Source organism: Bacillus sp. FF-1 (assembly GCF_028548245.1).
Classification (GTDB): Bacteria; Bacillota; Bacilli; order Bacillales; family Bacillaceae_G; genus Bacillus_A; species Bacillus_A paranthracis.
The window spans coordinates 81653-105766 of the sequence record NZ_JAQQGG010000011.1; the positions used below are offsets into that span (position 1 = coordinate 81653).

Genomic DNA, 24114 nt, shown 5'->3' on the forward strand with positions numbered 1-24114 from the left:
AAAACATTTTAATATTACAATGACGTACAATGTCTCATTATAGTCGAATATCCTTATATGGTGAATCATTCTGTCCCACTCATTTGTACAAAAATAAAAAAATATTTTATCCTTGTACAAATGAGTGAGAAAATGCTGTATTTCATGCTATTTAACCAAGAAAATACAACTAGGAAATACATTCAGCTATTTCCTAGTTATCTTTCACTCCATCTAACTAGTGTATAGGAATACAATGAATCAATTTGTAATTCTATATACAACAGTTGATTTTCTGGTAATATTTCTCCCTCTGTATGAATCCAATAACGCTTGTTATTAGACATATTAAGTACACGTGTCAGTCCTTGTTCTCGCCCTATTACTTTTGCGATCCATTTTACAAAATCCATATCATCTACCCCTGAAATTCCTTGTTGAAAAGTGACGATATGCTCTGTTTCTTGTGGGATCGGCAACTGTTCTAGTTCCAGAAATGTCTCCTCATATTCTAGTAATTCCTCTGGTATATCCTCATCGCTAGGAAAAGGGATATTATATACTGCTTCAGAAGCAGGAGTATGGTGAAAATCTTCAACATACTCCACTTCCTTTGCAACGTCCTTGTTCTGTTCTAACGTTTTTTCTTCTTCACCTACATTCATTTGAATCGATGCAGCAACTAAATCATATATATTTGCTACATCCTTTTCTAAGGTAATTTCTCTCGTTGGAACAGTAACACGTTCTTGTTCCCTGCCAATAGGCCTATTTTCTCTTGGACACCAATAAACAGGTCGTTCCACCGGTTCTGGTCCTTTTTCTTTACTTTTCTCTTCTATCAACATATTTCTTTTTGTTTTGTAAACTACAAAACATATATAGCAAATTAATGCGATAAGAAGCATCTTAAACATGATTTTCCCCTCTCATTTAACCAAATAAATCAAACTCAAATTGTCCTTCAATTACTTTATTTTTTTGTTTCCCTTTCCCTTTCTTTTGAGAAGTATCTACTTCCACAATCAATTCATCCCACAGTGTAATGTCTTGTTTTTGTACAAGCATACGCTTATCTGTATTCAGTGTTGTTAAAGTTCGAATCACATCTTCTATTTCTCCATCTATTTCAAGTACATTCTGCTTCATTCGAACACCAGGTACTTGCTCTTTTTTAATACATTCAACAGCTTTTTGTACAAATTTAGCCTCTTTCATAAATGCTACGTTCATTGTTTTTGGCAATTTTTCCACCCAATTCATAAATTGAATTTCAATTGGTTCAAATACAGTCTTTATTACATTGCCAAAGTTTTCAAGGACGCGTTTAGATTCATCAGATGCTGCTTTTGTCCATTCCTCTGTTGAACCTTTTAATTGATTCCCTCTCTTAATGTTTTGAATTAATAGAGTCTGTAGATCACCAGTATCACCAAGCATTGCATTCAGTCCGTCGCTTGTTGCATCACCGTTCATTGCTTCAGCAGCTTTGTTCTTTTGGGCAATTAATTGCGCCAGTTGTTCTTGGAACGTTTCTCGGTAACCAAGATAGAAAGTTCTGCACTGCTTTGTTTGACCAATACGCCAATGTCTTCTTGCAGCCTGATTTAACGTAAATAAGCTAAATGATAATTGATAATATCGATAGGTAAGGCTTTGAGGTAATCTCCACCTTTTCCCCCGATCCACACCGTACTTGCGCCTTTCAACACATACGGCGCTCCCTCGTATCTAATAAAATATCTGTTTCCCTCACAACAATTTAATTTGGATAGTTTGCTTTTCCTAACATCTTAGGTGATTAGGTTTTAAATTTTGTCATTTCCTGCTTTTTTCCTCAATTTATTAAGCTTGTCCAGTTGCTCGTCATTTAATTTCAGAGCCTTTAGATATTTCTTAATAACTTCAAGGTTGGTTGCATGAATTAGTGCGTGGACTTCGTAACTTACAATTACAAGGTTTTTATACGAGTCATCCTTCGTTTTATGGTAAGGGTTGACGTGATGACATTGCATGGTTTCAAGGTCTAATTCGATTCCAGTAATAGCGCATTTTCCACCCTGAGCTATGAATTTGGATATTCTATTATCTGCAAATTCAATGGATACCCTATTGTTTACTACAGGATTTTCTCGCAGCCACTTCAATTTCCATTCAGGAATGATTGACTGATTTTTGTGAATTCCTAATCTACCTTCTTTTGTATACTTGTTGATCGAAACTTTGGCATTCATTGGACTTTTGTGTTGAACATAAGAAATGGGCAAGATGGGATATTTGCGGTAGTATCTCACACCGGATGATTCCATATATGCGAGAATGCCTTTATGCTTCCCTTCATATTTCCCTATCTTACTAAGTCCATTTAACCTGTTATATAAGGTTATTAGGATGTGACCCCCTAGTGTGCCGAAATCTCTTGATACATGAGAAGCTAAACGGTAGTAGTTGTGAATACCGTTTACCATGCTGTTGTATTTGTTCATTTCTGCTAGGGCTTTGTATCCTCTATTTGCCTTTTGAATTTTCTTAATTTGGTCGCGTAATTGGTTATGAATTCGTTTTATGGCTTTTGGTGAGACATTGGAGCGTATGACGAATTTTGTTTCGCCTGATGCTCTTTTTCCCTTTTGCGCCATTCGGAATGTGAAACCTAAGAATTCACTGGGTTCTCTTTTGAGGTTAGTTATTCTTGATTTCTCACTGGAAATGGTTAGTTTCAACCTTTCTTCCAACCATAATTTAGCTGCATGATATGTTTTGACCGCTTCCTTTCTGGTTTGACAGAAAATCTTAAAGTCGTCTGCATATCTTACAAGGTAAATTTCTTTAAGGTTGGTCGATTTCCTTAGCTTCACATTTTCATTTTTACGATTTCTTCTACCATCTTTGCGATATTGCGGTGTAATTTCTTTTAGATTTCTTTCCTCCCATTGGTTGGCAATCCACCAATCAAATTCATTTAGATTGATGTTTGCTAGTAGGGGTGAAAGAACCCCACCTTGCGGAGTACCTTTTGTTGGGTAAGTGATCTTACCATCGGGCATGACGATTGGTGCTTTTAACATCCGTCTGATTATGACCAATAGTTGTTTATCTTGTATTCCTAGTGACCATATTTGACGCATTAGCTTTGTATGGCTCACGTTATCGAAAAATCCTTCTATATCAATATCAACGACATATTGCATGTTGCTACTATTGACTCGATGTGAAACATCGGCAAAGGCTTGTTCGGTTGAACGGAATGGTCGGAAACCGTAGCTGTGTCTATTGAATTTAGCTTCACAAATTGGCTCCATTACCTGCAAGATACACTGTTGAGCGATTCTATCCCATATTGACGGTATGCCAAGAGGTCTTGTTTTACCGTTACTTTTAGGAATATCTACTCTTCTTACCTTTCTTGGTTTGTAGAAATTAAACCGTTTTTTAACCATTATAAGAAACTCATTAGTCTCGATTTTCTCTATATCCTTGATAGTGATTCCATCAGTTCCAGGTGTCGGGCTACCAGTGTTTCTTTTGATATTCCGATAGGCGAGTATGATGTTATTGTCAGATGTTATGAGTTTCATTAAATTCTTGAAGCTCTTACCATCCTTGCTATCTTGGTATAGTGCATCAAATTCGCTTTGCATATCGTAATACTCTGCGTGGCGAAGATTAGCATTTTTTCTTGCTTTGTTCTCCAAATTGAATCTCATGGTTTATCACACTCCTTTCTGGATCTGTGACCTTTTAAGTCTTACGAGAATCCATGAAGTGTGAGGTTTCAATTCTATTAGGTACGACTTGTGGCTGTTCCTCCATCCTCATTACAAGGACTTCAACGGTCGTGCCACTACTTTCACTATGATTAAACAAGGTTATGAATTCCCTTGTACTGCTTCAACGGGTGTGTTCCCTCCACATCCATAGCTTCCAACGTTCCTTTATTCCTATCAGACCTAGACTTAGGCGCTTGCTTTAACCCCGTATCCTTGATGTAGCCTATAACTACATATGGTTTTTCCTAATCTTCAATCGTACTAAACCACAGATACCACGCTTTTGTTGCGTGCCATACAGTTTCTATATGGTCACTTCAGGAGCCGTACATTCGCAAGTTCGTCAGTGTTTCCACACATTCTCGCCATATCTAGTTTTTTATGACCCCCGGCATATCATCTACGGACACTGCCTCCAGCGCCTTTTCGCATTTCATTTATAAAAATGAATTTACGGCAAACTTCTGCCGACCTTAACGAGCCTCGTACAAAGAAATAAACACATCTTTCAATGCACGTCGTAGCTTTAGGGGAAGCGTTTCGGGGCGTTACTCCGTCATTCCACTTCTCGGAATAAAAGTTCTCCTATCTTTCTGTGTTGCTATTCACATAGAAACTTCTGATTGATAGTGCATCATCTTTTCAATGATGAACGTTTCGCACGAAAATCAATGTTGGCGTTGCCAGCAGTCGGGTAGGTCAAAGATGTTACCATCTCTTTCCCCCCTAAGAACCGGACTTGTACCTTTCAGCACATCCGGCTCAAGCCCTCTTTCATCCGAAGACAATTAGTATGCAAACTTCTTAAATGCATCCATCATATATTTGACCGCTTGTTTACTGTTTACATCCACATTATTTCTTTTAAGGTAAGACTGAACTTTTGGTAATTGCTTACCGTTACCATATCTCTCTAATAATGCATGATGTGTTTTATGACAAGACTTATGAAGTAACTCAAGGTTCTCATAAGTGTCACGACCACCTATAATTTTCGGTATTATATGATTTGCTTCTAATGGTTCGTCTCCAACAAGCGATTCATGGCAGACCCTACATTTGTATTTAGACTTTTTAGCAAGTTTTTGTTTCGCTAAAGTGTTCTCCTTATCGAACTCTTTTTTATCTCGTCGCTCGAAATACTCTTTTAGTGAAGCGTCAAATGGACTGTTATATTGTTTGATTTTAATATGTCTTTCGATTTTTACCCAACTCATTTTCATGAGTTGTTTTGTATTATCATGTGGACACGTAAGAATCCATTTGTCCTTGCTCACACCAGTATGGTCGGGTTTGAAATATATCTTTCTAATCCATTTAATTGATTTACGATGATGTCTATGTTTCAAGTAAATTAGCGTTCTTTTCAGAATATAACTATCTATATCTCTGAAGATCTTCTTGGCAACCGTAGGAGACCAATAGTTCGTTATTCCTCTAACGACACGATTTAATCTATCAATTAGGACCGACGTTTCTCTACCTTTACCCCATTCGAATATTTCTTTAATCTTTTGTTTAGCTCGTTTGACACTATCTTTGGAAGGCTTAATGAACAAGCGCATTCCGTCTTTTGTTGGATATTGTCTGAAATTAAATCCTAAGAAGTCAAACCCTTTACTAATGTGTACTACTCTTGTTTTGTCTTTCGCAAGATTTAATCCACGTTTGTTCAGGTATGGTTCTAACTTATCGTACATGCCATATGCTTCTTCTTCTGTAGGACAGACAATTACAAAGTCATCAGCGTATCTAACAACACCGACTGAATTTGAGTACAATGTATCTCCTTGTCGTGTTGTATGGATGTATCTAACACCGATTTCTTTCTCCATTCCATGTAGTGCCACGTTTGCTAACAATGGTGAGATAATTCCACCTTGTGGCGTTCCTTTTGTTGTCTCATTGAATACATCATTGTCTACATATCCACTTTCGAGCCAGTCTCGAATTATTGATTTATTAGGGAAGTTATTAATACAACCCATAATGTAATCATGATTCAAATTGTCAAAGCAACCTTCAAAATCCCCCTCAAAAATCCATCCCTTAGCACTACCTTTGCTTAATTTAGTGAATAAATCACTCATTGCATCATGCGTACTGCGTTTAGGTCTGAATCCATAAGAGGTCATTTCAAATTTTGCTTCCCATTGTGGCTCTAATGCGTTTTTGAATACATTTTGATATACTCTGTCAACTATAACTGGAATACCTAGTGGACGAAGTTTACCGTTCTTCTTAGGAATATAGGTTCTTCTAGCTGGTTTAACCTTGATATTTCTAACACTATATCTGCTTAATTTGTTGAATAAATCAACTCTTTCTTGAGGCGTGTTAGAGATATAACTGTCTATACCTGCTGTCTTTTTACCTTTATTCTCTTGAGTGACTCGTCTAATACTTAGAAGTAGATTAGCCTTGCTTCTTAAAAGTAATCTTTGAAGTTTTCTTACTTTCCTTGTTTGGTTTAACTGTTCGGCACGATAGATTCGTTGTTGAAGTTTCCTAACATAGCGTTGAATTTTCACCCAATTAATTGAGTGCCAATTCTCCACTAGTGGGGAAACAGCCGACTTAACACTCTCGTTAGTTTTCATAACATATCTCCCTCTCTATAGGATTATTCTTTTCGCTTTCTTTCGTGTTGAAGACCATGTGGAAGTCAGCAACCTTTCAGTTCGGGTATTGCCCTATCCAACGACTTATACAAATGAGCTTTCGTCTGAACTTTCGTTCTGTTGGCATTCGCTTTTTCCACAATCCTTTACCCTCTGTATGTTGTAAGTCTCTTACGATTCTCCTACCTCGAATGAGAGGAATACATAGGGCTTACCAAGTTTCACTAACGATAGATACGATTGGGTTAGGCATCCTTCTTTCCTCCGGCGGATCTATGGGTCGTCGCACAGTCCCTCGACCGTAGAACTTTTCCTATCCGCTTCTACAGACTTTTTCTACCACAGTACGTCTGCTGTCGGTGACGGAGTCTACAAAGGTTCAGCTTCGCTTATACCTTCTCAATCTTTCCCTAGCTCTGTTGAGCTTCTGTGTAAAGTCCTCCATTAAGCATTTAACCCTCATGCAACCCAACAATTCGATTACTCGAAAAGCAGTTTTGGGCGGGAACATCTCTAACGACTAAGATGACTTCTTATGAAGCACTATCTGTTAGCAACTTCTTGTCGCACAGTCCAATCCTACCTTTACCAATTCTTGTGAACAGATGATAACATTCACACCACTATTTACTTGTTCTTTTAACCATTCGCTACGTTTTGGCGGAGTAACTGTATTGGTACGTAAAATTGCTACTTTCGCACCAGGTACTTGCTCTGCAACTTTCTGTAAACGAGGCTGAATGTCTCGTTCCTTCACTGTAGATCCTGTATCTGATACATAAATGATAGTAGGTCGGCTCTCAGAAATTTCAGTACACAATATCTCTTGCAACTTCTTTTCTTTAGGCTGTATACAATCCTCATCGAATCTAAATTCTCCATTGGACCAAACAACATCTTTTTCATTACCATCTAAGTAATAGTCAGGATAATGATTCATGTTATCTGGGTATGCATTGCCTGTACGGATGTAAGAAAGCCATAATTTGCCGACATCAGGTGTACCTTTCGCTGCTTCAATTGCTTTTTCAAACGACTCTTTCATATGCTCATATGCTTGTTTTTGCTCATCTGACATATCAACAAGAATCGTAGGTACATTGATTAATTCGACTGGATTTGGCCATACATCTTTTAAGCGTATATTTATTGTTGTATCCATTAAAAATTGAGTAAACACATAAGGTGAAATACCAGGAACAACTTTTGTCTTATCCAGCATTCCTTGCGCACCACGTGAAGCTACATTAGATACAACTTCACCATCATGGTAGTACGTTCTCTCAATATTTCCGTAGGTTTCATTCCAATCCATTAAAGAGCTATATTCAAACCCACTTTTAACCATCTTGGAAGGATATAAACGCCATAACGTATAAAATACATCGCTTGCCTTCCCTCCAAATAGAGTTCCTGTTCCACCTACGAATTTCTTACAAACTTTAACTAAACTCCCTAGAGCAGTTCCTTGTGCAGTTTCGCTTTTCAGTTCATGTATTTCGTCAGCGATAAGAGCATCGAAGAAATGCTTCATTTTCCTACGAATATACTCAACTGTAGCTACTTTTCTATATGCTCTTCCTGAGTGTTTTGCACTATAAGGTTTGTTGCGATTTTCTAACTCTAGTTGTTTTTGTAAAGTTTTATTTCCCTCTTTAATTGCCTGTACTAATTTATTCTCATATTTTGTCCACTCTTTAAAACTTGCATATTTTGTTTTTACCTTCGGGCTCCAAATATTTGAATTACAATCGGCACATACACTATTTTTATTGGTTTTAGAATCTAAGTCACTTCCTGTAAATTCTTTATACTGACAGACTTCCTTTTGTTCGCCATTAGCTTGTTGAACCATAATAGAAGACACTTTTTTACGTAACCTAGCACCACAATCTGGACAGTAGTATCCATTCTTATAATATCTTTGCACCTCTTCCTCCGATTTCTTGGAAAGTGCAATTTTCTTATAGCGTAATGGCATGTGTTTAATAGAATCCCCTCGCATCGTAGTAAAACTAATGACAAAGTAGGTTGGTTTTTCTGGTTTTGGTCTTCCAGATTGAATCCATGATTGATGAATGCCAATTAAATCCTCTGTACGTTTAATCAGATGTACTTCTGCTTCTGGTATTAAGTGTCGTATTTCTTCTTTTGCCCACTTCTCAGTAAGAGTAGGTGGAACAAATACGCAGGTACGATACCCTTTTTTCCCGGTTAAATGGAAATATCCATCTACTGTCGCTGTCATAATTGCACTTTTGCCGGACGACATTTCCCCCTGTATAATGATTCCTTTTTGTACTTGTAATGCTTTTGCTGCACCTGTTGCTACATGTGCCTGTACAGGGAATAATGGTCTTTTGTATGTATCAAAATGAGATAATGCCTGATCTTTCATTGGTTGATGCAATGGCTCATCTAATTTTGTTACCTTATCAAGCATGGCAGGTGAATATTCCAATAGATATTCATTTAAATCTTGTATTTTATTAATTTTTTCACCTGTACCCTCTTGTGGAAATTGACATTTTCCAGAGCGAATCATTTCTGATAAAAACTCTTTACAATCCTTTTCTTTTAGTACGACTTGTGCAATAGATAGAGAAGAAAATTCATTCTTATCAAAATATACCTTTAATGGCTGTAATAGATTTCTTGTTAGCATCTCCTCATAAATTGGCTTCGCCCATTCTTCTAAAATTGGCAAGCCGTACGGAGGAGCCATTAAGAAGTCTCTCACTTGCATTTCTGGTGCTTCGTCAATTGCAACAATGTATTTCGTCTCTAATTGTTTAGAAAACGCAATAATTGCTTTCTTTTTATTGATAGTTTGCGTATTAATAAATTCAAATTGTCCTTTTGAGATCACATTCACTTTTTTATCTAATGTGTAATGTGATTCTTCCCTTTTTCCTTCTCCAAAATACAAACGGCTAGTTCCCATCGATATGGCAGCCCTAAATGACTTTAATGTACTATCATTCGCCCCTAGTACTGCAAATTGTATTTCACGATGATGATTTATTGCCATAGCAAAGCAGAAGGCTGAATGGGAAGCAGTTCCCGTCTCCAATTGCAACATCGCTGGTGTTTGTCCCTGATCAAATGTATCTTGTTGAATCATTTCTTGTAACATAAGTTTCCCTCCTAAAATAAAAAACGCATCTTATTCGATACGTTTCATGTCCTACTCATTCAATTTATTGGCTGAAAATCTATAAACTGTTTCCACTCTGGTAATGACTGTTCAGCCGCATGTAACATATCACCTGCACCTAATTGAGAAGCACATAAACAAATGACTGTAAGTACAATAGCAATACGAAACATACGATTACTAAATTCCCATACGATAAATAATGCTCCTATTCCTAATAGTACATACATAGCCTTCTTCCTTTCCTAGACAAGTTCTTTGACTTCACCTTTTGGCGTTGCAATGATAAATTTAGCGCGACGTTTTTGTAAAACAACTTCTTTTGTTGTTTTTTCTAATTGCTCAAATGAATGTTCATAATACACATTTTCAGATCCACGAACTGCATGGAGTGTATCACCTTCACCAAGCAAACCATCTGCCACACCTGTTATCAGCAATAGTCCTAATTGTCCAGAAGCAATTGGCATCTTTGCTCTCTCTGCAGCTGTTTTCTCGCCTTGTAGTGAGTAACCATTCCCTCTATTTAAACGCTTTTTGAGCGACGAGATACCTTCCGATTTCCCTACTCCTTCATAAGCACTTTTATAATCCACTCTTGATGTAAAAATGATTTTTTTCTGATGATGCAATTCAGGTATAATCCAACTTTTACGATTCACCATTTCTGCTAATGTATTCACATTTTTTTTGACGAAAATAAGGTCTGACATATTTTCACAAAAATTAGCGAACCGATCGTTAAAGTATGTATCATTTTTCATAGCTTCACGCTTACGACCGATGAAGACACACTGTTTAAATGCATCGAACTCCTTATTTTCATCACCAAAACGCATTAAGCCTATTTCCTCATAATTCTTAGCCAAGAAATAACTGATATCGTCTCTAGCAAATCTGTCATATAGAATTACATATACCATAATCCCACCTTCTGCTAAATAATGGTGAGCACGTTTTAGGAAGTTGAACTCCATTTCCTCTGATTTTTCATTATCTATACGAAGCTCCGTATTATAAGGTGGATTTAAAAAGATTAGTGGAAAATAGTCATGACTAATCATCATGCTTTCAAAGCTCGAGCGTACCACTACATCTAATTGCTCTTTTGCTTTGTAATATCGAGTTGCATCTAATTCCACACCATATGTATCAAGTTGTATACCAACTTGTTTCACCTCATCTGCAAAACTTCGTAAAATTGTACCTTCTCCACAACACGGGTCAAAGCAAGCATAAGCTCGCTGTGATTCCATTTGTAATAATTGTACTAAATGTTTCCCTTCTGTTAGTGGTGTTGGATAAAATCCAGCCGCTAAATCATTTCCGATTCTCATTATATTTTCCTCCAAGTTCTTTTTTTATAATAAAAAAAGGAAGATCCAAGTATATACATTACTTAGTTCTTCCTTTTACCCTCTATACACTACCTCGACATAATTAGAATGGTAGTTCTTCATCTGTAATCTCCGGTAGTTCATCCACACCAGCGAATATATCATCCGGTTCTTGAGATGGCCCTCTTGTTTCCTGCTCTTTTGGATCATCTAATACTGTCCAAATGTTATCTTTTTTCATATCTATCCCTCTATCTTCCTTATTTTTCAGTCTCATAAACAACTTCCTCGTAGTCAAAAAAATAATCTTTCAGCTTACGCATAATTTTACGAAACTTCGGTTCAGCTACGACCTTTGTACCCTGGAAAAAACTTTGTTGCCCGACAAAGCGCCATAAGATAACATAGCCTCCTTTTGCTTCCTGTACGCCTTCAATAAATAATGCAATTTCTTGAATGGCTTCCTTTTCATGAATGGCGTTTGGTTTAAAATATTGCATTTTACCATCAGGTAATATGATTTCTGCCTCTAAACAACCTCGCAATTGATTAATTCTCGATCTGGATTCGATTAACATTGCTGATGCAGCATATGACTTCCGGTTTTTTTCCATTCGTTTTTTATGTTCCTCTACTGTTGGTATTAGTCTTAAGTGTCTACAATCGTTTTTCATTTTTTATCTCCTCTACTTTTTAATTTGTTATTTTATAAATCAAAAATAACCCCGCCTGCAAACCTGAAAACAACACAAAAAGGGCTTCTTCAAGTCGATTAAAAATGTGTATAGCAAAATAAGCTATATATACACTAATCGGCTCAAAGAAGCCCTTTCACAATTGAAACAAGACGCAACTTGCTTCTACAACTCAACCACAACACATAAGGTGTGGGAATAAACGGAATCAAATAAACTAACAATATACCTATATATTATATAATATTGTTATACATTTCAAGAAGGTTTTAATTAAAGTTAACGCATTACCAAAAGAATCCTTTTCCCTCAAGATTATGAAGGACGTTAGTCAAATAGTATATGGGTAATGCGTTAAGGCTTAATAAAATACTATCAAGTGTCTTATCAATTTCAATCCAAACACCTACTAAAGGTGTGACTCCCATACAATTCCTTTAGACGTTTAGCACTAGCGATCTCAATTCACGCACCTATATAAGGTGCGACAGTACTTCTTTCAATTTCATAGTATTCTTTAAGATTTCAATCCACACACACCTATATAAGGTGCGACTTTTTGTTTTTTCACCTGTCTCTATATCCGTCACATTTCAATCCACGCACCTATCGCTTTACGCGCATTCCATTGTTCATAAGAGTTTTCTTGTCCTTTTGTTGTAACTGTGATGGCATCACTTTTCATTGATTCATTACCAGATGTATCGACAGCAGATACTACATACTTATATACTGTATTCGCTTGCAAATCTTTGTCCATAAATGAAGTTGTATTAGCAGTACCTATTTCTTTCATGGCCCCTCCAACTTCTCTGTATACAATATAATGGCTCACATCTACATTATCCTCCGATGGACTCCACATTAAATCAATACTACTCGTAGTAGTTCCCATACTGTGTAATCCTTTAGGTTGAGTTGGTGCTTCTGTATCTGGTTTTTCCTCTGTTGTTTTAATAACTAATGCTTCACTTTTCTCAGATATATTTCCTGCAGCATCTACTGCTCTTACTGTATACGTATATTCTGTGTTTGGGTTTAATTTTTTATCAATTACACTTGTACCGACTACAGTATTAATTAGTTCTCCATTACGTAGCACTTGATATTCTTTCACTCCTACATTGTCTGTTGCGGGTTTCCAATTAAGTTCTACACTATTTGAGGTAGTTTTTACTACTTGTAGTCCAGATGGCTGAGCTGGTGCTTCTGTATCTGGTTTTTCATCATTTATTAGATTCACATCGATTACATTATAGAAAGCGTTTACAGTATCAGCTACATCCCAAACAGCTAAAATAACATGGTACCCACTGCGATCAGTTGGTACATTGATTTTATGTGATAAATTATTAGATGCTTTAGAACCATCGTGTTTTACAGTACCAATTGGCTCAAAATCTGCTCTTGTTAAAGGTTTATTTGGATTCCATCCCTTTTTCGTGATGTAATAGTGCCATTGACTTGTTGAATGAGGAGCTGTGTATTTCCAAGTAAAGGTGTTTTCTCCGCCTTTAATCGTATTCTTAAACCATCGATCAGCTGTTTGTTGATCAAGAATCCCACCAAACAGGCCTCCTGCTGAAGCAATTTTCCCGTCTGCTGGTCCACCCTGTGGGAATCCTTTAGGAGCTTCTAAACTTTGTGGTTCATACATTATATTTCCACAATTTGAATTTAGCGCCCCATAATTTTGACTGCATAAAGCTGCACGGCTACCTGGCTTTTCAACAAACCCATGTGCATAGGCATTTTGAGGAATAAGAGTTGTACTCATAATTCCCACTGCTACTGCAGCAGCACTTAATCCTTTTTTATTTGTAGCCATTTTTCTAAACTGCCCTAAAATTTTTTTATTCATACTACTAGTCCCCTCCTATTGAATTTCTTACTATATTAAGAGCATGAATGTAAGTGAAGGCTAAACACGTATAACTAAAATTAACAATTGAATACAAAACCTTATAATTTCATACTCAATTATTCATTTACCTTTATCACATTCAAATAACCCTATAGTTAAATTATCGCATATCAATTTATTAAACTCGCACAAAAATTATGACAGTTATTGGACTTTTTCCTGTAGCTCTCTTTTGTCTTAAAAGTTCTTCTTACTGTAATTTTAGAGCAACAAACATATTTCCTCTTACATTTACCTATAGGAATTTAAGAAATAAATAATTTAAAAGGAAAAATAAAAATATTACACCAATAAATTTCCATTTATTTCTTTTTGTTGGTTTCCCAGCATGTAGTATATAAAAAAACAAGGCAATACATGCCATCGTAAATAAAAAAATTTGATAATAATCCATCATCCGTATTCCCCCTCTATCAAAAAAATAAGAAGCCTCTTTTTGAGAGACTTCTTATTTTTTATACAAACGACATACATAGGTTAAATATACACAATAAGATTAGGATGTTGAACCTTATTGCAGCTTTATTATAGCATATAATCATTTAATTTTGTTTAATAATTCCATATTATACAACTTTATCAACATTTGAGTGTTTATTTACATTATATACAATGCACGATAGAAAACAACAAAATATTTACTTATAGAACCAACGTATATAAAAACCAGCCACCATCTCATTCATAGTTTTGAAAAATTGTCCTCTCCTTCTTTAAGAATACTTTAAACTTCGGATAGATTACCCTATATCGACACCTTATGTATGCAGAATTACATATCAAATCTCATTGAAAATCATTCTCGTTGTAACTATAATGGTTTCAAGGAGTGATATTTTCACTCCGGTTTCAAATCTCACAGTATATTAAAGGAGGAACTAGCATTATGAAAAAAGTTATTTTAGCAGGGGCATTAGGAATTGCAGTACTATCAGGTATGAACTTACCAGGAGCAGAGGCACCTAAAGCGAGTGCGGCAACTACAAATTTAGATATTCAAGAAGTTACAAAATATTACTCTATGAGTTCCTATGAAGTTTCTCAAAAAGAATCATTTAATCTTAATAAAGGGGAAGAGCTTACAGTCTTTGTACAAAATTCAGGGTTCCCAATTTCTTATACAGTCTTTGATGCAGATAATCAAGTAATTGGCACATACAATGCTAATTCACCATACGGTCGCGTCTTCAAAGCACAAAAAGATGGTAATATTTCCGTTCAATTTCAAGCAGGAGTAAATTCTTCTTACATGAAGAAAATGAATTTCACAGCTAAATTTGCAGTATCTAAACTAAACCAACAATAAAAAATTGAACAGCCCTCTTTAAAAGCAAATTAAAAAGGTATATCCCTTGAATGGGATATACCTTTAACTTTAGTGAATTTTATATTGACCAGATAACTGCTCTTGCGCCATACGAACTAAACGTTTTGTAATTTCTCCACCTACTGAACCATTTGCTCTTGCTGTTGAATCCGGTCCAAGTGTAACACCAAACTCCTGAGCAATTTCATATTTCATTTGTTCAATTGCACTTGCTGCAGCTGCTATTAAAATTTCGTTTGAATTATTATTTTCGCGAATTTGCATTTTTTAAACACCTCCGTTGAATTTGGTAATATCATGCTCTATTACCAACAAAATATGCAAAAAAATTATTTAGCCATTATATACCTAAGCTTTCATCCCTCTTTAGAAAATAGTAATCACTTGAAAGGCATGTAAGACATGCCTTTCTTTTTTATGTATAATTTATAGCTTAACTTCAAAAGATAGTTCTTTATGCTTATATTCACCCCACAATATTTTCGAACTTTTCCATAGTATTACTAATTTCAATTTGATTATTAATCACTTCTCTTTGTAATTTTTCAGTCACATTCCTAACAATGGTTACACCATTTGTGATACTCTCTACATTTAAATTTATTTTTTTTATTGCACCATCAACATTACTTGCCAATCTTCTTACCTCTTCTGCTACTACTGCAAATCCACGTCCATGTTCTCCTACTCTTGCCGCTTCAATTGCTGCATTTAAAGATAAAATATTAGTTTGGGAAGAAATTTCCTTAATCATTTGAGCAATTTCACTTACTAAGTTAATCTGTTCTTTTAAAGATTGTAGAGCTTTCATATTTTCCTTAGAATTAATGTCGACTTTACTTCCTAAATCTATAGATAAATTCTTTAAATGTGAAACAACTTCTCTTGTTTGATTTTCACGATTTGTAATATCCGTTGCAATTTTTAGTACAGCATCTACTACCCCTTGTTCATTTTTAATTGGAATATAGGTAGCCTCAAACCAAGTTAAATCGCCTTTTTTACCAACTCTTTGAATTTTCTTTTGAAACTTAATTCCCTTTTTTAAATTCTCCCATAACTGATTATATTCTCTACTATTTATAAAACTATGGGGACAAAATTGTTTATGTACCATGTTCTTCATTTCACTGATTGTATAACCTAAAGCTTGTGCAAAATGATCATTTACCCAAATTACCTCTGTATCTAAATTAAATTCTATCATTGCTAAATTGGATTCCAGTCCAACCAAAATCATTGTTTGATCTAGTACCTGATTGCTTACACTTGATGAAAGATTCATAATAACCTCCATTTATCGTTTACACATATTATAACATTTAATAAATATAATTAATACAATAAAAGGACCTACTTGTATTAACAAGACATAGGTCCTTTTATGATTTAAATGTTAAAAACATAAAAATATTATAAACGAATTTTAATTTACTTTACGCCCACTTGATTCCAAGCATTTTCTACTGCTTTATAGGTTGCACTACCATAGCCATCATAATCAGCTGCGGATTGTAATAAAGCTGTACGAGCTTGTTTAAAATCACTTGTTGGTGTTAAATATGTTGTTAACGCGCGATAATAGATCTTTTCTGCTTTCTCTTTACCAATAGCATTGATTGTCAGATATGCAGCCTTATTCGGAATACCACTATTAATATGTACCCCACCGTTATCGCCTTCTTCAGTTGCAGGAAGGTATTGATAATCCCTCATATGAGAAGGTTGGCCATATTTTTCAGGATTTGATAAACTGCGAAGTGCATCTCCAGAAATACCAGGCGTATATACAGCTTCTCCTAAATCCCAATTTGTTGGATCAACAAAATATCCAAATACATCAGAGAAAGATTCATTTAATGCACCTGATTGATTTACATAACGAAGATCAGCTGAATACTGTGTCACAGCGTGAGTTAATTCATGCGCAACAACATCAAGGGAACCTGAAAGTGGAGAGAATATGCGCCCATCACCATCTCCATAAACCATTTGCTGCCCATTCCAAAATGCATTATTTACATTTACTCCATAATTTACACCAGAGCGAATTGTTTTTCCTTTTCCATCAAAACTGTTACGATTGTGAATATTTTTATAGTAGTCATAGACTTTTCCAGCATTATAATGAGCATCGACCGCAGGTCCTTGATCTTTATTTATCCAAGCATTATCATTATCCAGTAGACGATAGTTAACTGGATAATCTGCATCACTATGATTTACCGTAAATGTTTCAATATAGCCTCCATTCATAGGCTTTGTTGTGTCTTTTAAATAGTATTTTTTCTGTACACTATCAAATGTTGTATTCAGTTCTTTTCGATCCCCTAATACTCCATATCCATATCCTTTTTGAGCGCTATCTGCGTCTGTAACTGCATTATATGAATCTATGATTGATCCATCTTCTGCATTCACATAAATTTGCCAGTTAGCTCCATAAGGTTTAATAAATTGCAGTTGCACTTTAAACGTTAGATAATACTTTCCGTCTTTTTCATATACAACTAAGTCCGCTTTTTCATTTGTAGAATCTAAGTTTTCTTTTACCTGGTCTAATGTGTTTCCATCTACTTTTACTAATGTATCATTTTTTGTAAGTTTAATATGTTTCCAAGCATTTGAAAGCGCTGTTTCTTTTGTAATCTTTGCTTCTGTATCACCTTTTAAACTTTCTGCAGCAGCCGGATGAACATCTCCATTTACTGTTTTTACCTTGCCCTCTTTATCTGTATGAACAATGAATTGTGCACCATCAACAGGCACCTTATTTACAGACCTTGTATAAACATAATGTTTCATACCTAAATCATCCGATTTCACTTCTTTCAGTGTCAGATCCGTTTGTGGATTTACCTTAAATAGTTCTTTATTTTCTTCAAGAAACTCTTTCACTGCTTTTTGAGTTTCTACCTTTTTATCAGATAATTCACCTGAAAGAAATGATGGACTTCCTTGTTCCTCATTCCAATTCTTTTGTTGCACTTCCATTTTATCCATTACTTCTTTTTGGGATGCTTGTTCTTCTGCAAATGCAGTTGAAAAAGGCGCACCTAACATTGTTCCTGCAGCAAGTAATGTAATAACAGTTTTTTTCATACATCTTCCCCCTTCAATATAAGTCAAATAAAAAGTATAATTACAAACTTAAATATACAATTACTTTTAAAATATTTATATAAATATGAATAATTGCATATTTATATAAATAAAGTGGTGTCTATTTCTAAAACAAACTCAGAATATTGGAACTAATGAACGGAAGGTAGATTTCTAAAAAATGAGTTAAAGGTATGTTTTTGAAGACTTCATCTATAAAAAACGCCTGCGATTTCTCTAGGGGTATTTTTATGATTTATTATTGATTGATTCCTTTTCTATCTACTATTTTCTTATAACAGCCATATTTGACTACCTGTCTCACATTTTATGCTCCTATTTGCTAGCTAGGGAGCATTCGAGAACCAAATTTTAATTGTGTCATATTTTTTACATATTAGAATTTCAAGAGGAATTATGTGGATATTAGAATAAATTAAAATAGTATAGAAATAAAATGAAAGGGGCGTTACATCATGGGTTATAAAAAAGTAGTGTGTACTTGAAATTTTAAAAAGTTAAGTAACTTAATTTTTCGTTTTAATAGTTTTTTCAACATATCATATGAGGATGTGAGAAGATGAAGCTTGCACAAAGAATTTTAATTATAGTTGTATTTATTTTATCTCTGTGGAATTTTACTAATGTCAATGATGTGTTTGCCGAAGAAGTTGAATTTTCAGGTGTAACTGCTCCTATCGGGGTAAATGTGCGCGATAATAAAGATTCGACTGGAAATATAATAGATGTTCTTCAAGGAAATCAAACCGTTTACTTCAATGGTTGGGAATATGGAGAGGGTTTAAAAGATTATTGGACTGGAAGTATAGATAATCGCTGGTTTTATTTTTTTAAAAACGGGAAAAAAGCATATGTTGCTTCGGCATTTATAAATGGAAATCCACCTAATTCTACAACAACTATTAAACTAAATGTTCCTAACATTAAACAACAGCAGTCTAATTGGTGTTGGGCAGGTACTTCAGTATCTGTTTTAAACTATTTTGGGCAACCAACTACACAACAGCAATTTGTAGGATATGTAAAGGGAGGCTTATACAATTATCCAGCTACTTCTAGAGAAATACAAAATGGCCTTATTTATTTTGGTTTAACTTCAACAATTAATAGAGGAACTCTTTCTTATGATGAGTTTAGAAGCCAAATTAATAGCAATAAACCAATGATTACACTAATTAATTGGAAAAACGGAGGGAATATTGGTCATTTTCTTGTGTTAGATGGTTATTTTAAAGGTATGAATAATATGAACTATATTACCTATATGGATCCTTGGTATGGAGATCATTATCAACATAACTTTGAATCATTTAAAAATAACGATAGATTTTGGTGGAATGAAACAGTTCAAGGTATTAGTAGAGGATATTAAATGAAAATAAGGAGGAAAATAAGTTTATGAAAAAAATAACGAGAACTATAATTTTAGGCGTATTTTTAAGTATTGCATTAATAAGTATGAATAAAATTGCTCAAGCAACAGATAATTCTAAAGAGTCACCTGAAAAGATAGCACTAAAAGATTATCAAAATAGTAAAAGTGCTCTATTAAAAGACGGCAAGCAACTTTATCAAAATCATAATTTTACGTCTAATTCAACTTTAGAAATATCCACATTTTTTTTCCATGTTTATGAAATACAACAACAAAACATTATAAATAATGACTCCAAAAAGCTATCTGAATATTTATTGCCCACAGATGAAAAATTATGGTTTATTTTAAATAGAAACAATCCAGAGGGATTAATTTTTACAAATGAACAAGAGCCTATACGTATGGGGGGAGAAAAACGTAGTAAAGATTTATATGAAATCTATAGGTCTATACAAACAAATGTAAAACAAATTAAAAAAATTATATATATTGAATTTGAAGGACAAGGGTTATTTATTGTTTCTCACGAAAATGGAGAAGAAGTATATGCCAGTGAGGGGGCTTCTGCTATTTTAGGAGTTCCATCAGCCAAAAAAATTAATTCTGATGAAATCATTTTAAAAATGAAGGAAAGAATTCTCTTATCTCAACAATAAGATTGATGAAGGGACAACAGGGTCTCATTTAGGAAGAAATTTCTTTATTAAAATACTGTTAGTAAAGTAGTTAAAACAGTAGCTGACATAAAAAAAACGAAACCCTTAAAGAAGACTGCAAAAAACTAATTTTACAAAGTATTCTATAGGTTTTCATCAAGTTAAATTTCCTCCTTCATTTCTTTTATGAACATGCTAAAATATTTTTGAAAGCATATCATTATTTATACCCTTCACCAATACGATCACTCATCATACTTCCCCCTTTCTATTGCTTTGTAGCAATGGAAAGGGCTTTTTTTGTGAAGCAGCTTTTACTTTCTTATATGGCATATTGAAGCGATTTTAACTTTTTTCCTTTGTAAAGAACTATTCATACAGATACACCAATTTTATTTTATTGCTTCTCTTGTCTTATAATTTTTCTCCACTCTGAGATGAAAAATTTAATAAATTATTGAAGATTGATAGTTTAAAGCAAATGATTATCAAAAAGAACTGAAGTCAAAATGAACTTCAGTTCTTTTTATTAAATCTTATATTTTTATTTAACTCGACCGTATCCTGCAATATATTTACTCCAATAAGAACTATTTAAACTAGCTTCACCAACTCCAGAATTACTAGCATTATAAAACTTGTTGTTGCCAATATACATACCAACGTGAGTGATACCTGACTTGCCTGAAACTGTTCCTTTAAAGAAAACTAAATCTCCTGGTTGGAGAGCACTTCTAGCGATACGTGTAGTTTTATTATATTGATCTTGTGCTGTACGTGGCAATTTAATCCCTTGTGTCCCATATCCCCATTGCATTAACCCCGAACAATCAAATCCAGTTTTAGGACTATTCCCACCATATTTATATGGTGTGCCTTCATATTTTTTCATGGCTGCATAAATTTTATTAAATTGATTCGTAGTTATTGATTTTGTGGTTGAAGCAGATATTGATTGAATTGTATTTTCATTTTTAGAAATGCTATCAAGTTCATCTGCAGCAGCAAAACTACTACCAGATCCTAGTATAACTCCTATTGTTATTGCACCAACTAAAATTTTCTTCATAAATTTCTCCCCCTATAATCTATTGTAAGATTTTATTCTTATCACCTAATAGATTAATTGTTATATAAAGAGGAGAAAATATAATAAATTAGACAGTATTCTACATATTTTTTACGTTTTGTATTTTTATTAATATTTAATTTTAATGTCTTTGTTTTTTCAATACATTATGAGATTAGATTAATGATTTATGCAATAAAAGTACAAAAAATACATAATGCGAATATTCTAATATCAATTGAGAAATAAAGAGAATTATTTTATATAAAACTTACCTTAACTATAAACTTATTTTGTAAAGCTGATAATCTTATTCTTTTCATTTTATAGCGAAAAAAACCATTAATACCAAAGAAAATTATATGATATCGCTGGTTCTTATGAGTTTAACATTTTGTATGTTTTGTAAAACTCATTTTTCAATTTACAAATATTAAATACGTTCTAAAAGGTGTACCTTTTAATAGCGTACCAGAAATGTTACTTGGAAAATGAATCCGATTATCTTAAAAATCTAAAGCACGTATAACCCCGTTCTGATTTTTAAAACGGGGCTATACTAAATTCATTTAATTTTTGATGTGAACTCTTCATTATACTTAAATATAAAACAATATAGTCGTTTCTGTAGTGTTATTGTATAATCGTACCTGGTTGTTAAAGAAGTTACAATTACTATTGTTTATCTCCCAATGATGCTTTTTTTTAATAAAATTTTTTTATAATTTAATTGATTATTATTTCTTCAGCATATTGTAATTCGGTATTATTCAATTCATAATCTTTAAGCTCTTGCTCAGTAGAAAAATGAATAGATGATTGATAAGTTTTTCTTCCTTCTACTGGTTCAACCACCAAAATACTTTTACTAACATCAGCTTTATTTATTTCCGAAGATTTTATATCAGTCACTTTAAAATCAAAGTAACAGATAATGCTATACAAGTCTAAATTAACCCCAAATACTTTAACATTATCATGTTGATGAAATGACATAGATAAACCACTCTGCCCTAATAACTTCTCAACATCATTAGTACCTGTCAAAGTTAATTCACTGATATTTATATATTCTTTATAGGGTTTTTCTTCAATTAAAGTCCGGTACAACTTTTCAATCAATACTATATCTTCTATTTCAAGTTTTGACTTAGGGATAAAAGTAACCCTCAATCTCCTTTGTAACTCCAAAACTTTTTCCCAAAACTTTATCGTCTCCAAAACAGAGGTTTTCTCTGTTTCTTTAATCGCATATTCATTAAGTTCAGACCCATTAAGTTTAATATCACCTGAAACGAATGCATAATATAATTTTAGTGCTTCAACTGTTTCCTCAACTGTTTTTGTATTTTCAAGATTTAGACTAAAATTGAATTTTAGATGTTTCTCTCTCTCATCTAAAACATAAGAAATACTGAAAGTTTCATTATCAATATTTTTAAATAGTACTTTGTGCATATCAGCAAAAGGTTGTCTTTTGAAAGTAATATCTTTCTTTACTCCTTTTCCTTCAAAAGACAGCTTAAATGGCTCTGGAAAAGGTTGCGGATAAATAGTTATGTCATATTTCCCTATTTCATTTTCTTTGAAAGGATCTTTAATTACTTCATCTATTTTAAACTTATTACCATTTATAGTTATATACTCATTAGCGTCTTTACTAATTGTATATTTACGCTGAGTTCTATATAGAAACTCCAAAACTTCTTTAACATTTGAAGGTTTGAACTCTGCAAATACATCATTGTTTAAATCGAAACTAAGTCCACCAAATTCCATAGATGAACTATTTGATGTTAGTGCAACTACACCTTTCCTATCTTCTATTTCAACATAAACTAAGTCATTAGGAAGTTTCTCGTTTAATGAACCCAATACTTCTTTCGGTATTTTTGTATCCTTTTGATTATTGTTTAATAAAGCTTTGTTAAAATTAGCAAACATTTTTACCAGTCCTCTCTTAATTCATCAAAAACAATTATTTTAGAGAATAATATGTATTGCTCGTAAGTTTCACCAATATTGTTTTGGACGACAAACTCTATAAGTTCACTTCTCTCGCTCTCTTTGCTAACAATAATATGTTTAATGTGCTCAAATTCAAAATTCAACCATAAATCAGGACATTGGGCAATAGCTTGTGAATAAGTAAAATAACTTTTTGGGTTCATCTGCTCTTGACTAATAATTAAAGGTAATTCTGTTTCTACCTGCTCAATATTAGGTATATATCTCCATTCTTTTTCATCATGAAAATTCCTTATAGCTATTTCTCGGTGATTATTTGTTGGCATTTCTCCATCAAGAGGCTTCATATACAATAAATCATGTAACAAATAATTATTATAATCATTGTTTTCATCACTTTTTTCTGGTGAATCATTAATGGCTTTACTAAGAATAATACTAAAATCTTTACGTAAATTTGAGTGTTTATTAATATAATGGATTGGCTGAATTCCCTGTCTTATACCCCACTCTTTACTCAAACCAATCCCATACGAACCGTAATTCACCATATGTGGTACAAGTTTGTTTAAATGAATATCGCAAAAACAGCTCATAGGAAATGCAATTTTTTCCAATTCTTCAATTTCCAAGTAACCTATTTTTTCTTCGTAATATCGAGGTAAAATAGCCTTTTTCAATAAAATATCTTTAAGAAATTCTATTCTATTCATAAACTTAAACAAAACATTTGCACTTTGTAATGGCCTAATATAAGAAGTCTCCTCCTTGGTTTCAGGTTTTTGTTCAAGTTCAATATGTATACTTGTTTCACTCATTCGACTTCATCTCATTTCTATAAAATATTTCATCTTTAATATTAAACCCACTTATTATCATTTTACATAGCAAACAAGAAATAAATACTTTATTATTGTTTCTGCTATATTTAAAGGGCTTTTTTCTAATACAATAAGAAAAACAAAAAGAACTTGTAGAAATCACTACAAGTTCTTTTTGCTTTAAAACGAATACACGGAACACATAAATTATCTCATTATTCATAACGGGGAAACCATATTGATTCCATTATATAACAAATATTAACGTCTAGAGTTTTAATGTTTGAAA

Annotated in this window: 18 protein-coding genes and 2 pseudogenes; 3 read left to right on the plus strand and 17 right to left on the minus strand. The window is 33.6% G+C overall.

Translation table 11 applies throughout. The annotated features are described in order from the left end of the window. Window positions 1-197 precede the first annotated feature (197 nt). The 10 genes and pseudogenes from PQF83_RS25750 to PQF83_RS25795 all read right to left on the minus strand — a co-directional run bounded on the left by PQF83_RS25750 (window position 198) and on the right by PQF83_RS25795 (window position 13420). A complete protein-coding gene (locus PQF83_RS25750) occupies window positions 198-896 on the minus strand; it encodes a hypothetical protein (RefSeq protein ID WP_046648633.1) in 699 nt (232 codons plus the stop codon). A 16-nt stretch (window positions 897-912) separates the two neighbouring features. Further along, a pseudogene (locus tag PQF83_RS25755) lies at window positions 913-1629 on the minus strand (hypothetical protein); the annotation flags it as partial. A 158-nt stretch (window positions 1630-1787) separates the two neighbouring features. Next, a complete protein-coding gene (gene ltrA, locus PQF83_RS25760) occupies window positions 1788-3686 on the minus strand; it encodes a group II intron reverse transcriptase/maturase (RefSeq protein ID WP_172656215.1) in 1899 nt (632 codons plus the stop codon). 851 nt (window positions 3687-4537) lie between these two features. Beyond that, on the minus strand, window positions 4538-6349 hold the full coding sequence (gene ltrA, locus PQF83_RS25765; protein ID WP_046648629.1) for a group II intron reverse transcriptase/maturase: 1812 nt from the start codon (window positions 6347-6349) through the stop codon (window positions 4538-4540). Window positions 6350-6920: 571 nt separating this feature from the next. Then, window positions 6921-9506 carry a hypothetical protein gene (locus PQF83_RS25770; RefSeq protein ID WP_272792349.1) on the minus strand — a complete coding sequence of 862 codons (2586 nt, stop codon included), beginning with the start codon at window positions 9504-9506 and terminating at the stop codon, window positions 6921-6923. A gap of 59 nt (window positions 9507-9565) precedes the next feature. Then, the gene (locus tag PQF83_RS25775; RefSeq protein ID WP_046648625.1) at window positions 9566-9757 is read right to left on the minus strand and encodes a hypothetical protein; all 192 of its coding nucleotides are present in this window, start codon (window positions 9755-9757) and stop codon (window positions 9566-9568) included. Window positions 9758-9772: 15 nt separating this feature from the next. After that, on the minus strand, window positions 9773-10864 hold the full coding sequence (locus tag PQF83_RS25780) for a DUF6094 domain-containing protein (RefSeq protein WP_046648623.1): 1092 nt from the start codon (window positions 10862-10864) through the stop codon (window positions 9773-9775). 103 nt (window positions 10865-10967) lie between these two features. After that, window positions 10968-11141, minus strand: a complete 174-nt coding sequence (locus tag PQF83_RS25785; protein ID WP_154304934.1) for a hypothetical protein — start codon at window positions 11139-11141, stop codon at window positions 10968-10970. After that, window positions 11125-11538, minus strand: a complete 414-nt coding sequence (locus PQF83_RS25790) for a DUF6018 family natural product bioysynthesis protein (RefSeq protein ID WP_046648621.1) — start codon at window positions 11536-11538, stop codon at window positions 11125-11127. Before PQF83_RS25790 ends, PQF83_RS25785 begins: the two co-directional genes overlap by 17 nt. A 607-nt stretch (window positions 11539-12145) precedes the next feature. Continuing rightward, window positions 12146-13420, minus strand: coding sequence for a lytic polysaccharide monooxygenase (locus PQF83_RS25795; protein ID WP_046648619.1), 1275 nt, complete (start codon window positions 13418-13420; stop codon window positions 12146-12148). Window positions 13421-14369: 949 nt separating this feature from the next. Here PQF83_RS25795 and PQF83_RS25800 point away from each other — a divergent pair. Beyond that, the gene (locus tag PQF83_RS25800) at window positions 14370-14789 is read left to right on the plus strand and encodes a hypothetical protein (protein ID WP_000755782.1); all 420 of its coding nucleotides are present in this window, start codon (window positions 14370-14372) and stop codon (window positions 14787-14789) included. Between the two features lie 69 nt (window positions 14790-14858). Here PQF83_RS25800 and PQF83_RS25805 read toward each other — a convergent pair whose 3' ends face one another. The 4 genes and pseudogenes from PQF83_RS25805 to PQF83_RS25815 all read right to left on the minus strand — a co-directional run bounded on the left by PQF83_RS25805 (window position 14859) and on the right by PQF83_RS25815 (window position 17912). Next, on the minus strand, window positions 14859-15074 hold the full coding sequence (locus tag PQF83_RS25805) for an alpha/beta-type small acid-soluble spore protein (protein WP_001167047.1): 216 nt from the start codon (window positions 15072-15074) through the stop codon (window positions 14859-14861). Between the two features lie 202 nt (window positions 15075-15276). Next, on the minus strand, window positions 15277-15720 hold the full coding sequence (locus PQF83_RS28625; RefSeq protein ID WP_372586867.1) for a methyl-accepting chemotaxis protein: 444 nt from the start codon (window positions 15718-15720) through the stop codon (window positions 15277-15279). After that, window positions 15703-16107, minus strand: a pseudogene (locus PQF83_RS28630) (PAS domain-containing protein); the annotation flags it as partial. The gene PQF83_RS28625 and the pseudogene PQF83_RS28630, both read right to left, overlap by 18 nt. 134 nt (window positions 16108-16241) lie before the next feature. Further along, window positions 16242-17912, minus strand: coding sequence for a M4 family metallopeptidase (locus PQF83_RS25815; protein ID WP_000754399.1), 1671 nt, complete (start codon window positions 17910-17912; stop codon window positions 16242-16244). 580 nt (window positions 17913-18492) lie between these two features. On the opposite strand from PQF83_RS25815, the gene PQF83_RS25820 reads away from it, so the two are divergent. Continuing rightward, window positions 18493-19305 carry a papain-like cysteine protease family protein gene (locus PQF83_RS25820; RefSeq protein ID WP_046648613.1) on the plus strand — a complete coding sequence of 271 codons (813 nt, stop codon included), beginning with the start codon at window positions 18493-18495 and terminating at the stop codon, window positions 19303-19305. Window positions 19306-19331: 26 nt separating this feature from the next. Further along, window positions 19332-19967 (plus strand): hypothetical protein, encoded by a 636-nt coding sequence (locus PQF83_RS25825; protein ID WP_000724525.1) that lies wholly within the window; start codon window positions 19332-19334, stop codon window positions 19965-19967. A 544-nt stretch (window positions 19968-20511) separates the two neighbouring features. On the opposite strand, the gene PQF83_RS25830 is transcribed toward PQF83_RS25825, so the two are convergent. The 3 genes from PQF83_RS25830 to PQF83_RS25840 all read right to left on the minus strand — a co-directional run bounded on the left by PQF83_RS25830 (window position 20512) and on the right by PQF83_RS25840 (window position 23822). After that, a complete protein-coding gene (locus PQF83_RS25830; protein WP_046648611.1) occupies window positions 20512-21036 on the minus strand; it encodes a C40 family peptidase in 525 nt (174 codons plus the stop codon). 726 nt (window positions 21037-21762) lie between these two features. Further along, a complete protein-coding gene (locus PQF83_RS25835; protein WP_046648609.1) occupies window positions 21763-22980 on the minus strand; it encodes an abortive infection system toxin AbiGii family protein in 1218 nt (405 codons plus the stop codon). Window positions 22981-22982: 2 nt separating this feature from the next. After that, window positions 22983-23822 (minus strand): abortive infection system antitoxin AbiGi family protein, encoded by an 840-nt coding sequence (locus PQF83_RS25840; RefSeq protein WP_046648607.1) that lies wholly within the window; start codon window positions 23820-23822, stop codon window positions 22983-22985. Between the last annotated feature and the right edge of the window lie 292 nt (window positions 23823-24114).

What these genes read in the sequence shown, in the direction of transcription:
- PQF83_RS25785 (WP_154304934.1), bottom strand. Translation starts at nt 11,141, where the DNA reads ATGAGACTGAAAAATAAGGAAGATAGAGGGATAGATATGAAAAAAGAT.
- PQF83_RS25820 (WP_046648613.1), top strand. Translation starts at nt 18,493, where the DNA reads ATGAAGCTTGCACAAAGAATTTTAATTATAGTTGTATTTATTTTATCT.
- PQF83_RS25795 (WP_046648619.1), bottom strand. Translation starts at nt 13,420, where the DNA reads ATGAATAAAAAAATTTTAGGGCAGTTTAGAAAAATGGCTACAAATAAA.
- PQF83_RS25800 (WP_000755782.1), top strand. Translation starts at nt 14,370, where the DNA reads ATGAAAAAAGTTATTTTAGCAGGGGCATTAGGAATTGCAGTACTATCA.
- PQF83_RS25805 (WP_001167047.1), bottom strand. Translation starts at nt 15,074, where the DNA reads ATGCAAATTCGCGAAAATAATAATTCAAACGAAATTTTAATAGCAGCT.
- PQF83_RS25815 (WP_000754399.1), bottom strand. Translation starts at nt 17,912, where the DNA reads ATGAAAAAAACTGTTATTACATTACTTGCTGCAGGAACAATGTTAGGT.
- PQF83_RS25835 (WP_046648609.1), bottom strand. Translation starts at nt 22,980, where the DNA reads ATGTTTGCTAATTTTAACAAAGCTTTATTAAACAATAATCAAAAGGAT.
- PQF83_RS25780 (WP_046648623.1), bottom strand. Translation starts at nt 10,864, where the DNA reads ATGAGAATCGGAAATGATTTAGCGGCTGGATTTTATCCAACACCACTA.
- PQF83_RS25775 (WP_046648625.1), bottom strand. Translation starts at nt 9,757, where the DNA reads ATGTATGTACTATTAGGAATAGGAGCATTATTTATCGTATGGGAATTT.
- PQF83_RS25770 (WP_272792349.1), bottom strand. Translation starts at nt 9,506, where the DNA reads ATGTTACAAGAAATGATTCAACAAGATACATTTGATCAGGGACAAACA.
- PQF83_RS25840 (WP_046648607.1), bottom strand. Translation starts at nt 23,822, where the DNA reads ATGAGTGAAACAAGTATACATATTGAACTTGAACAAAAACCTGAAACC.
- PQF83_RS25830 (WP_046648611.1), bottom strand. Translation starts at nt 21,036, where the DNA reads ATGAAGAAAATTTTAGTTGGTGCAATAACAATAGGAGTTATACTAGGA.
- PQF83_RS25750 (WP_046648633.1), bottom strand. Translation starts at nt 896, where the DNA reads ATGTTTAAGATGCTTCTTATCGCATTAATTTGCTATATATGTTTTGTA.
- ltrA (WP_046648629.1), bottom strand. Translation starts at nt 6,349, where the DNA reads ATGAAAACTAACGAGAGTGTTAAGTCGGCTGTTTCCCCACTAGTGGAG.
- ltrA (WP_172656215.1), bottom strand. Translation starts at nt 3,686, where the DNA reads ATGAGATTCAATTTGGAGAACAAAGCAAGAAAAAATGCTAATCTTCGC.
- PQF83_RS25790 (WP_046648621.1), bottom strand. Translation starts at nt 11,538, where the DNA reads ATGAAAAACGATTGTAGACACTTAAGACTAATACCAACAGTAGAGGAA.
- PQF83_RS25825 (WP_000724525.1), top strand. Translation starts at nt 19,332, where the DNA reads ATGAAAAAAATAACGAGAACTATAATTTTAGGCGTATTTTTAAGTATT.